10 protein-coding genes are annotated in these 10,581 nt (G+C 66.7%); 1 reads left to right on the top strand and 9 read right to left on the bottom strand.

The features are described from left to right. Positions 1-288: 288 nt before the first annotated feature. Genes GXP34_13200 through GXP34_13160 form a run of 9 tightly spaced genes read right to left on the bottom strand, consistent with a single transcriptional unit; the run spans position 289 to position 9,683 of the window. Positions 289-1,482 (bottom strand): hypothetical protein, encoded by a 1,194-nt coding sequence (locus GXP34_13200; GenBank protein ID NOY56922.1) that lies wholly within the window; start codon positions 1,480-1,482, stop codon positions 289-291. Then, a complete protein-coding gene (locus tag GXP34_13195; protein ID NOY56921.1) occupies positions 1,479-2,204 on the bottom strand; it encodes an ABC transporter ATP-binding protein in 726 nt (241 codons plus the stop codon). The genes GXP34_13200 and GXP34_13195 overlap by 4 nt, the downstream gene beginning before the upstream one ends. Next, positions 2,201-3,229 (bottom strand): branched-chain amino acid ABC transporter permease, encoded by a 1,029-nt coding sequence (locus GXP34_13190; GenBank protein NOY56920.1) that lies wholly within the window; start codon positions 3,227-3,229, stop codon positions 2,201-2,203. Before GXP34_13190 ends, GXP34_13195 begins: the two co-directional genes overlap by 4 nt. Then, the gene (locus GXP34_13185; GenBank protein NOY56919.1) at positions 3,226-4,113 is read right to left on the bottom strand and encodes a branched-chain amino acid ABC transporter permease; all 888 of its coding nucleotides are present in this window, start codon (positions 4,111-4,113) and stop codon (positions 3,226-3,228) included. Before GXP34_13185 ends, GXP34_13190 begins: the two co-directional genes overlap by 4 nt. Further along, complete coding sequence (locus GXP34_13180; GenBank protein NOY56918.1) at positions 4,110-4,826, bottom strand: ABC transporter ATP-binding protein; 717 nt, start codon at positions 4,824-4,826, stop codon at positions 4,110-4,112. The genes GXP34_13185 and GXP34_13180 overlap by 4 nt, the downstream gene beginning before the upstream one ends. A gap of 3 nt (positions 4,827-4,829) precedes the next feature. Beyond that, positions 4,830-6,041: an ABC transporter substrate-binding protein gene (locus GXP34_13175; GenBank protein NOY56917.1), complete on the bottom strand. Its 1,212-nt coding sequence runs from the start codon at positions 6,039-6,041 to the stop codon at positions 4,830-4,832. 3 nt (positions 6,042-6,044) lie between these two features. Further along, positions 6,045-7,193 carry a M20 family metallopeptidase gene (locus GXP34_13170; protein NOY56916.1) on the bottom strand — a complete coding sequence of 383 codons (1,149 nt, stop codon included), beginning with the start codon at positions 7,191-7,193 and terminating at the stop codon, positions 6,045-6,047. Then, a complete protein-coding gene (locus tag GXP34_13165; protein ID NOY56915.1) occupies positions 7,190-8,362 on the bottom strand; it encodes an amidohydrolase family protein in 1,173 nt (390 codons plus the stop codon). The genes GXP34_13170 and GXP34_13165 overlap by 4 nt, the downstream gene beginning before the upstream one ends. Before the next feature lies 1 nt (position 8,363). Further along, positions 8,364-9,683, bottom strand: coding sequence for a glutamine synthetase (locus GXP34_13160; protein ID NOY56914.1), 1,320 nt, complete (start codon positions 9,681-9,683; stop codon positions 8,364-8,366). Between the two features lie 81 nt (positions 9,684-9,764). Here GXP34_13160 and GXP34_13155 point away from each other — a divergent pair. Next, the coding region (locus GXP34_13155) for a MurR/RpiR family transcriptional regulator (GenBank protein ID NOY56913.1) at positions 9,765-10,581 on the top strand (817 nt) is incomplete at its 3' end.

Genomic DNA, 10,581 nt, shown 5'->3' with positions numbered 1-10,581 from the left:
GGCGCGTTGGGCATCTTAGGTGCCCTCGAACCTCCGTAGGTGCAATGCCGATCAGGAGATCGTGGAACTGCTGCGTGTCGCACCGGCGCACCCAACCGGGAAAGACGACTCGAGCCGACGCCACGGTGATCGCCCGAGTCGGCTCCGGTCGGAAGCGACGTGATCGCTTGAACCGGCTCCCCACATTCTTCCTTCCCCTAGCAGGGGAAGTGGCCTCGGGGCTTTGACCGAGGTCGATGGGGTAGAGAATCCCCTCCCGCAGGCTCGGCCTCGACGCAGGCTCGGGCATCACTCCTCGTCGAGCAGGCGTCTCCGTTCCGACACATGGAATCCCCGCTGCCTGAACTCGTCCAGGAGATCGCCTCCATCGATGGCGTTCTCTACCTCGACGACCCCCGGGCCGCAAAGGCCGGTGGCCAGCCTGTGCATGATGATCGCGGCGTGCCAGCCGGTGGCCGCCTGCATGGCGGTGAAAGGAAGATCTTCGGGCGGGTAGCTGATCACATCGAGAATGATCTCGTGGTCGTTCCCGTCGATGACGCCACGACCGACGACCCGGTTGACGATGACATCCCTGAAGTCTTCGGGGGCACGGATCTTCGGCTCGATGAGCGCGTGGAAGACATCGCGAGGGACGACCTTGACGTCCCCGACCATGATCGGCTCCTCATCGAAGAGGCCCGCATCGCGGAAGGCCTTGAACTGGGCGACGTGGCCCGGGTAGCGCAGCGTCTTGTTCTTCAGCGTCTTGATCTGGCCCTCCAGGGTACGCGAGAGGGTCGTCAGCCCACCTGCGGTGACAAAGGCCTCCAGTGTGCCGAACTGGTCGAATTCGAGGGTCTCGTACTCATCCGGATCGAAGACTTCGACCGGGCGCTGCTCGCCGTCGATGATGTAGAGGGCGTGACCCCAGTACTCGTTCGTGAGACCATCCATGTTGAAGGTCAGCCGGTAGTTCCAGGGCGGCTCCGGGGAGGCGGGAATCCCCCCGTCGTAGAGGACGACCGTGTCGGCCTCGTCGAAGCTGCGGGCCACATAGGCCATGAGGTTGGCTCCGGTGCCCGGGACCTGCCCGCAGTCGGGGACGATCCCCACGCCGGCCGCTCGGGCCGCCTCGTCGGCCTCGAACTGGGCCCACACGACCTCTGCGTTGCCGCCCAGGTCCGCGAAGTGGGTGCCGGCGGCGATGGCGGCCTCGGTCAGTCCCACGTTGAGACGCCAACTTGCCGACCCGAGGACGACGTCGAAGCGAGCCATGAACTCTTCCACCGCTCCCCGGTCCGTGGCGTCGAGTATCTCGTGCGAGACATCAACGTCGGAGACGTCGGAGACGAGACCGGCGACGATCTCCGCCGCTCGCATCCCCGTCTCCGGGACTCGGTCGGCGAAGACGACCGTCTCGGCCTCTCCTCTCACACACAGGTCGTAGGCGGCGGCGACACCTTGACGGCCCGCGCCGATGATCCCATAGCGATGTCTCATCTTGGTTCGTCCTTCCTTCTCCCGATGTACGCCTCCACGACCTGCGGTTGACGTCTCACTTCCTCGGGAGGACCTTCGGCGATCACCTCCCCGCTGGCCATGACCAACAGCCGGTCGCACAGGGAGGTGATCAGCCGAAGATCGTGGTCGATGATCAGGACCCCGCATCCCCATCGGGGATCACGCGGTATGGCCCTGATGGTCTCTTCCAGGTCGGCCGACTCGACGTCGTTGAGACCGGCGGCCGGCTCGTCCAACAGCAGATACCTGGGGTGGGTGGCCAGGGCACGGGCGATCTCGAGACGCCGCTGGAGGCCGTAGGCGAGGTGACTCGACGGAGTCGACCCCAGATGACCGAGACCCAACCGTTCGAGATGCTCCTCCACCACCTCGTCGATGGGACGGTCCGGATCACGAATGACCGCGGCCACGTTGTCCCACACGCTGAGCCCGCCGAACAGACGGACCGTCTGGAACGTGCGCACGACACCCGCCCTGGCGATGACGTCGGGGGCGGCCCCGGTCATGTCGCGACCGTCGACCTGCACGGTTCCCCCGTCCGGATCGAGGATCCCGGTCGTCACGTTGACGAGGGTCGTCTTCCCCGAGCCGTTGGGTCCGATCACACCCAGGATCTCCTCCTGGTCCAGCGTGAACGACACGTCCTTGAGCGCCGTGAGGCCCGCAAAGTGCTTGGTGACCGAGTCGACGACGAGGCTCACTTGCGCCTCCTCCACGATCCGAGTTCCCGACCTCCGGTGATGCCTTGGGGGGCCACGATCAGCACGAGCATGATCAGGGCGGCGAGAGCCAGCTGGATCACACCCGGCAATTCGCTCAGGTGAACGGGGCCCAGGGACAGTCCCCGCTCCAGCGGCCGAAGCATCTCGGCCAGCACCGTAACCACTGCCGTGCCGATCACGGCCCCCGACACCGATGACATCCCACCGATCACCAGCATCGACAACAAGGTGAATGTCTGGGCGAAGAAGAACTGGTGGGGTCCGAACGCCAGGTTGTTCAGCGCCCACACGGCCGCCCCTGCCCCCATGAGGACGGCACTCGTCATCCAGCCGAAAAAGCGGCTGCGCGCCACCGAGATCCCCAGGGCGGCGGCCGCGGCCTTGTCCTCCCTGACGGCCTGGAGGCGCAGGCCGATCGGAGAGGCGGAGAAGAGCAGGGCCACCCCTGTGATGACGACGGCGGCAACGAGGGCGATCGGTGTGTTCACCAGGTCCGGGATCCGCAGAATCCCGATCGTGCCCCGAGTGACGGTGTCCCAGTTGGAGAAGACGGTGTACATCATGACCAGCAGCGCGAGGGTGGCCATGACCAGCCCCATGTCCTCCATCTTGGAGATGGTCGCCCCCGTGAACGCCGCGATGAGCGCTGCGACGAGCACCGCGGCGAGGATCGCCCCCCACAGCCCCGTCTCCATGCCTCCCAGCCAGGCGGGCAGCCCTTGAAGGAGACGCACCTTCTGATCGACCGGGATCGTGACCAGCGCCGCGGCGTAGGCACCGGCGCCGAAGAAGGCGACGTGGCCGAACGAGAGAAGACCGGACGGGCCCACGAAGCTCTGGTAGGCGACGACCAGGCCGACGATCGTCAGGAAGTTCGTCAGCACGCGTTGGGAGGTGGTGTCGAGGAAGACGGAACCGATGAGGGCCACGACCGCCAGCAGAGCGGAGAGCAACAGCCACGTCCGAACCGCTTCGACCATGCGGCGGCGCGAGAAGGTGTTCACGCCACCCGTCCTTCCACCGCCTTCGCCAGGCCCTGCGGTCTGACGAAGAGGATCACGACGACGACCACCAGGGTCAGGGCGCTCGTGAACGGGCGCAGCGGCGCCGGCAGGTGCAGGGCGACCTCGATGAAGGCCAGCAGGAACCCGCCGTAGACGGCGCCCGAGAGCTTGCCGAACCCTCCCAGAACCACGGCGATGAACGCTTCGAGCAGCGGTGTGAATCCCATGGTCGGTGTGACGGCACCCCGGCGCGCCACCCACAGGAACCCGGCTATGCCGGCCAGCAGCCCTGAGACGCCGAAGGCGAAGATGATCATCCGGCCCGCCCGGACGCCCATGAGTCGTGCCGTCGTGAAGTCCTCGGCGGCGGCACGCATGGCGAGTCCGTGACGGGAGCGTGTGAGCAGGGTCGTGAGAATCACTCCCCCTACGAGGGCCACCGCCACCGTGATGAGCGACAGCACCGGCAGCCGGAACGGGCCCACTGCAACGACCCCGTCCATCCAGGAGGGTATGGCGATCCCTTTGGGTCGGGGCGAGACCAGGTTGCGGATCAGGTTCTGGATGATCACCGACACGGCGAACGACGAGAAGATCACGGTCGTGGCGGACGCGCCGCGCAGCGGCCGGAAGGCGGTCCTTTCGATGAGCAGCGAGGCGGCCACGGCGGCGACGATGCCCACGAGTGCCGCCACCCAGAATCCGACGCCCGCACCGATCAGCACGAACATGATGTAGCCGTTGATGGTGATGAGCTCACCGTAGGCAAAGTTGAGCAGCCCGAGCACGCTGTATACGACCGCCAGGCCCAGGGCGAGGAGCGCATAGATGCTCCCGAGGCTGAGGGCGTTCAAGAGCTGCTGGACGAGAACTTCGAGGCTCACCGGGAATCACCACCGAGATAGGAGGCTTCGAGCTCGTGTGCCGCCGCGGCCATCTCGGTGGCCGTCCCCTCACGCACGATCTTGCCTGTCGACATCACATAGACTCGCGACGACACGTCGAGGGCGTGGGAGATGCTCTGTTCGACGAGCACCATCGTCAGCCCGTCCGTGTCCCTGAGTTCGCGGATCAGGTCGAAGACGACGTCGACGATCACCGGAGCGAGACCGAGCGACGGTTCATCCAACAGGATCATTTTGGGTCGCGACATCAGGGTCCGGGCGATGACGAGCTGCTGCTGCTCTCCGCCCGAGAGAGTGCCGGCCGTCTGATGCCGGCGTGTCGCCAGGATCGGGAACCGTTCCAGGAGCCGGTCGAGGTCGGCCTTGACGTTCCTCCCCCTTTGACTGTAGGCCCCCACGAGCAGGTTTTCGGCGACGGTCAGCCGGGCGAACACGTTGCGGCCTTCCGGGACGAGGGTGAGGCCGCCCCGCACGATGTCCTCGGTGGCTTGACCGGCGATCTGGCGCCCGTCGAACACGATCGAGCCGGATCGGGGCGTCACGATGCCGACGAGAGAGTTCAGGAGTGTGGACTTGCCGGCACCGTTGGCACCGAGCACCGCCACGACCTCACCTTCGCCGACGTGCAGGGACAGGTCGGCCAGGACCTCGACGGGTCCATATCCGGCCGACAGTCCCTGCACGTCCAGCATCGTTCAGCCCACTTTCGGGATGAAGGTCGGCATGAACTGGTCCAGGAAGCGGATTTCGCCTCCCGAGATCTTGACGAGCGTGACCTCTTTGTCGACCCGCCTCGTCGTTGGATCCATGCTCAGCGTGCCGGTCACACCGTGGAAGTTCTTGAGATTCAACAGTGCGGTGATCATGGCTTCGGGATCGGTCGAGCCGGCGTCCTCGATGATCTGCTTGACGATGTAGATCTCGTCATAACCGATGGCGACCACCGGTGACTCGGGTTCGGCGCCCGTCGCCTCCTTGTACTTGGCATCGAACTTGGCCATCGAGTTGTCGTCGGCGGGCCAGGCGTGTGTCGTCGCCACGAGCCCTTCGACGGCATCTCCTGCTTCGAGGATGCTGGCATCGACGGCGCCGTCTGTGCTGAGAACCGGAATCTCGATGCCTGCCGCACGGAGCTGACGCAGGAACACGGGCGTGTCGGGAATGAACATGGGCGTGAAGATCACGTCCGGCGCCGGGTCGAGAGCGGCGATCGCCGTCACCTGCACGTTGTAGTCGCCGGCGTCGATCCGATACACATCTTCACCGATGACCTTGCCACCGGCATGCTCGAAAGCCGCAGCGAAGTAGGTGGGCAAGTCATTCGTGTACGGGATCTCGGTCGAGCGGAGCAGGTATGCGGTCTTGTATCCCTGACTCCAGGCGTACTCGGCGTCGACGGCGGCCTGCAGGTTGTCGCTCATGATCAACTGGAAGGCACAGGGCCCGGCGTCGCCCACGAGCGTGGGAGCGGTGCCGTCACCGGTCGAGATCGGAATCCCGGCCTCGCACGCAAGGCTGGCCTGGGCGAGATACGGATCCCCGGTTGACCCAACCAGATAGGCGGCACCCTGGTCGATCAACTCCTGCGTCGCGCGCATCGTCTCGTCCTGGTTGTTGCGGCCGTCGCGGGCCACGAACTCGAGGGGACGGCCGAGCACGCCGCCTGCGGCATTGATCTCGGCGACGGCCAGTTCGGCGCCTTCACGAACCGGGGTGTCGTAGAAGGAGTAGATGTCGGAGAAGTCCCCGGCGAAGCCGATGAGGATCGGTTCCGCGGGCGCCGCCTGGGCTGCCGTCGTCGTCGTGACCGACGGCCCCTCCGTCGTGGTCGTGGTGGGTGTTGCGCCTGCGCCACAAGCCGTGAGCGTCAGTGCCACGGCGGTGATCAGCGCATACAGTTTTTTCATTCTCTATCTCCTATTCCGTATCGTTGCGGCGATGGCACCGGCCAACGCCCCTGCTCGGGCAGGCACGCTCGCCAGGTCGATATGTTCCTCGGGTGAATGGTCGTTGCTGCCCTCCGGGCCGACCCCGTCGATGGTGGGAATCCCTGCCGTCGACGTCCAGCAGCCGTCGGACATGCCTCCGGTGGACTCCGGATGGAGCGGCACCAGGAGGCTTCGGCTGGCGTCCTGGTACAGCCTGGACAGACTCTCGTCCACCAGTCCCATCGGGGGCCAGCGCCCCGTCTCATACACCGACAGCGACGAGTGCTCGCATATGTCGAGGACGCGCCGACGAGCCCAGTCGAGATCGTCGTCACCGAAAGCCCGGATGTCGACGTCGGCCCAGGCCTCCGCCGCGACGACGTTGGGGGCCGAGCCCCCCGCGATCGTGCCGACGGACACCGTCAGGTCGTCCCGTGTCCGGTGAAGCTCCGCGACGGCAACCACCGTCTGACAGAGTTGCACGATCGCCGACGTTCCCCAGTCCGGCTGAACGCCGGCATGGGCCGATCGGCCCTTGGCTTCCAACCGCACCCAGAGTCCCCCCTTGCGCCGCACGATGTAGCCGCCACCGGGGCGCCCACACTCGAGGACGAAACACGCGTCGGCGTTCTCGAGCCGGTCCATGAACGGGGGCGCCACCAGCCGGGTCTCTTCGTCTCCGACGACGACCAGTTCGATCGTGGGATGGTCGCCAAGGTCGACGAGGGCTTCGCAGACCAGGACCGCCATCGCCAGTCCCCCCTTCATATCGGCCACTCCCGGGCCGAATCCGATGTGTCCCTCCACGCGCAACGGTCGTTCCGCCGCCGTTCCCCGCGGCAACACGGTGTCGGCGTGACCGAGCAGGACCACCCTGGCATCGCCACCGGGAATGGTGACGGCCAGATGGTCGACTCCGCCCTCATGGCCACGCTCGATGGTGACGCCATCGAGTCGTGCCAGCCGATCCGCGATCAGGTCCTGGACTTTCGCGATGCCCTCGGGTGCGTCACGACCCGAGTCGATGGAGACCAGTTCGTCGAGGAGTGACAGAAACTCGCCGGAGCGGCGTTTGATGTGGGCGCTGACGGCGGCGGCCACGTCTGCCGCGCCGTGTCCGGATTCTCTCACGTCGCCGCCAACCCGTGCAGCCGCAGGGCGTTCGCGCCGAGAATGCCTTCGCCGGTGCGCACACCCTCGGCCGGTGTGAGCAGGTCGTCGTCGACGGCGCCGTCCAGGACCCGGGCCAGAACGCGACGGAAGAGGCGTGCCGAGATCCACAGGACCTCGGGCTCGGACGCCTCGTCCGACCCGTACATCACCTTGGAGGTGGGCACGAGCCCGAGGATGGTCCGCAGTCCCCGATCGAGGTCGAGTGTCGCCCAGGGATTGAAGAGGGACAGCTCGATGTGCGCGTTCGGGTACATGCCGGCGAGGTAGGCGGCCTCCTCGATCCAGGGGAACCCGGCGTGGATGAGCACGATGGCGGTGGCGGGATGGGCGGCGATGAGCGGCGCCAGGCCGGCTGCATGGGCGTGGGCCAGCAGCACGTCGGGGTCGCCGGCCCCCGAGTGAATGTGGACGGCCTTGTCATGGGTGGCCGCCTTGCGGCAGGTGATGTGCAGGAACCGGTCTCGCAGCGCCTTGGTCTCGCGGCGACCACCGACGAGACCGTTCGCCTTCCACGCCGAGAACGAGGCGGCCACCTCGTCGTCACACGGATCTCCGACGTCGAGGCCGCTCCGGTAGGCGATGATCGACTTGTACGCGATGCAGGACGGGTCTTGCCCGCAGGCGTCGAGTTCCGCCTCGAACGCCGCCACGGCGTCGTCGAGCGTGTCGGCCTGCGCGCAGACCCGGTCGATGATCGGTTCGATCCTGGCCACACGGTGGGCGGTGGCGCCGACGAGGGCACCGAACTGCGCCGCGTCGACCGGCGGTTGCGGGTAGCCGTCGTCGACGAAGAGGTCCGTGATTCTCTGGTCGGCCATGAGGGCTCCGAGGTAGGCGCCGGCGTCGTCGCGGAGCCTGGCCATCCTCGCCTCGTCCACGTCGGACTCGTCGACTCCGAGCCAGTGGGCCAGCCATCGCCGCCCGGTGGAGGCGAACATCGTCCACTCGGTGAGTGCCGAGACCTGCTGCTTCAACTCGGCGGCGGCCGTTGCCGACGAGGCCATGCACATCCCGATCAGCGTGATCCTGTCGGCCCATCCCGTCGGCGGCTGCTCGAGGAGGTCGGCGAGTCGCACGCCGTGGCAGTGGGCATCGACGACGGACATTCCGGTCAGGTCGATCGACACGTCAGTACCTCCACCTGTGGGCCTCGATCTGGTCTTCTCGGGGTAGTGAACCGAAGGTCTCCAGTTCGTAGCGTCGGACCGCCCGAAACGCCCCGTACTGCTGGTCGCCGAACACGGTGCGGACCAGTCCGTCGGCGTCCATGGCCTCGATCGCCTCGTCGAGGTCGGCGGGGAGCCGCACGATGCCCCGTGCCGTGCGAGCGTCCTCGTCGAGCGAGTGGGGGTCCACCGAGATCGGCTCGGGAGGTGTGAGACCCCGGCCGATGCCGTCCAGGGCGGCGTGCAGGATCACGGCCACGGTCAGATACGGGTTGGCGGACGCGTCGATCGTCTTGATCTCGATGTTGGCGGCGCCCGGGCGTCCGCTCACGGTCCCGCGGATGACCCGCACGGCCGCCTCGCGATTCTCGATCCCCCAGCACGTGTAGGCGCCCGCCCAGTGCTGAGGGGTGATGCGTTCGAACGAGGGGACGGACGGGGTGAGGACCGCCTGGATGCCGAGCAGGTGGTCGAGGATGCCGGCGACGGCTGCGCCTCCGGCCGCCCCCAGACCGTCGGTCTCGCTCCCGAACAGGTTCGTGCCGTCCTGCCACAGGCTGCAGTGGAGATGACACCCGTTTCCCACGACGATCTCGCGGTGCGGGCGGGGACTGAACGACACTCGCAGGCCGTGGCGGCGGGCCATCCGATGCACGGTCAGGCGCAGCAGCACGACGGCGTCCGCGGCGGCGACCGGGTCGCTATGGCGTATCGACACCTCGAACTGGCCGTCGGCGTATTCGGGATGGAACTGTTCGACGTTCATTCCCTGGGCTTCGAACGCCTCGACGAGGTCGATCGAGAACTCCTCGGCGGCGAACAGGGCGATGGGGCTGTATCCGGGTCCGCGGTGAATGGGCTCTCCGGTTTCGAGATCACTGACGGTGAATTCGCTCTCGAAGGCGAACTCGGCGGTTATCCCCGCCTTCGCGGCGGCCTCGACGGCCCGCTGGAGGATGCTGCGCCCACAGTTGGGCTTGGGGACCAACTCCTGGTCGACCATCGTCGCCGGAACCCATCTGAGGCGCGACCGGTGCAGATCCACGGCGGCGTCGAGGTCGGGGATGAGACGCATGTCCCCCGACGGCGTGTCATATCCCGGGCTGGCGGTGATGCCGTCGTCCACGGCCATGACGGCAGACACGTCCGAGAGGCCGACCCCCACCTCCGCAACTCTGGGAAGACGGTGCACCGGAACGGTCTTGACCCGGGTCACGCCCGAATTATCGACGACGGTGATCAGGGCGACGGATGGACAAGGGGTCTCGCATTCCTCGGTCACGTCGAAAAGCCTCCCTCGCTTGCCTGATATAGACTAATCTGAAACGACAATATCCGTCAACAGAGAAACATATGTTTCATCATGACTTCTCGTGACCGAATTCCCGTCCGCGATCGGATCTACGGGCACCTCGAAGAACTGACGCCGGCCGAGCGCAGAGTGGCCCACACCGTCCTCGGCAGCTACCCGATGCTCGCCCTCCGATCGGCGGCGGTGATGGCCGCCGAGTCCGAGACCAGTCCGGCGACGGTCGTGCGCTTCGCAACGAAGATCGGTTTCGACGGTCTACCCGACTTCCGTGCCGCGGTGCGCGACGAGCTCGAAGGCTCCACCCAGTCTCCCTTTGCCCTCTACCAGGCGCCGGCGGAGGGAGTCTCCGCGTCCGTCGCTGCGGCAAAGTCGGTGCTGTCGCTCATCACCGACGCCCTGCAACGGCTCAAGCCGGAACAGGTCGACGAGGCCACGACACTGATCCTGGGGGCGAAGCGGGTCTGGGTTGCGGGTGGACGCTTCTCGCACGGAGTCGCCCACACCCTCTTTGCGCACCTCAACCTGCTCCGGCCGGGGGTGCGGCTGCTCGCACCGTGGCCTGCGCCGGTCGCCGACCAGATCGCCCACGCCGGACGTGACGAACTGGCGATCATCTTCGACTTCCGCCGTTACGACCCGACCGCCGAGTTCATCGCCGCCCATTTCGCCGGCTCACGAGGGCGCAGCATCGTCGTGACCGACCCGTACCTCTCCCGTGCCGCCCAGCACGCCTCACTGACATTCGTCGTCCCGATCGAGGGTTTCGGCCTGGTCGACTCCTATTCGGGCGCCGTGGCCGTGATCGACGTGCTGGTCGCCAACCTCGTCGCCAGGAACGAGCGGCTGATGGCGCAACGTTCGGCCGCCA

The organism is Actinomycetota bacterium (assembly GCA_013152275.1).
Taxonomy (GTDB): domain Bacteria; phylum Actinomycetota; class Acidimicrobiia; order Spongiisociales; family UBA4744; genus BMS3Bbin01.
This window is presented reverse-complemented; position numbering and strand designations above follow the sequence as displayed.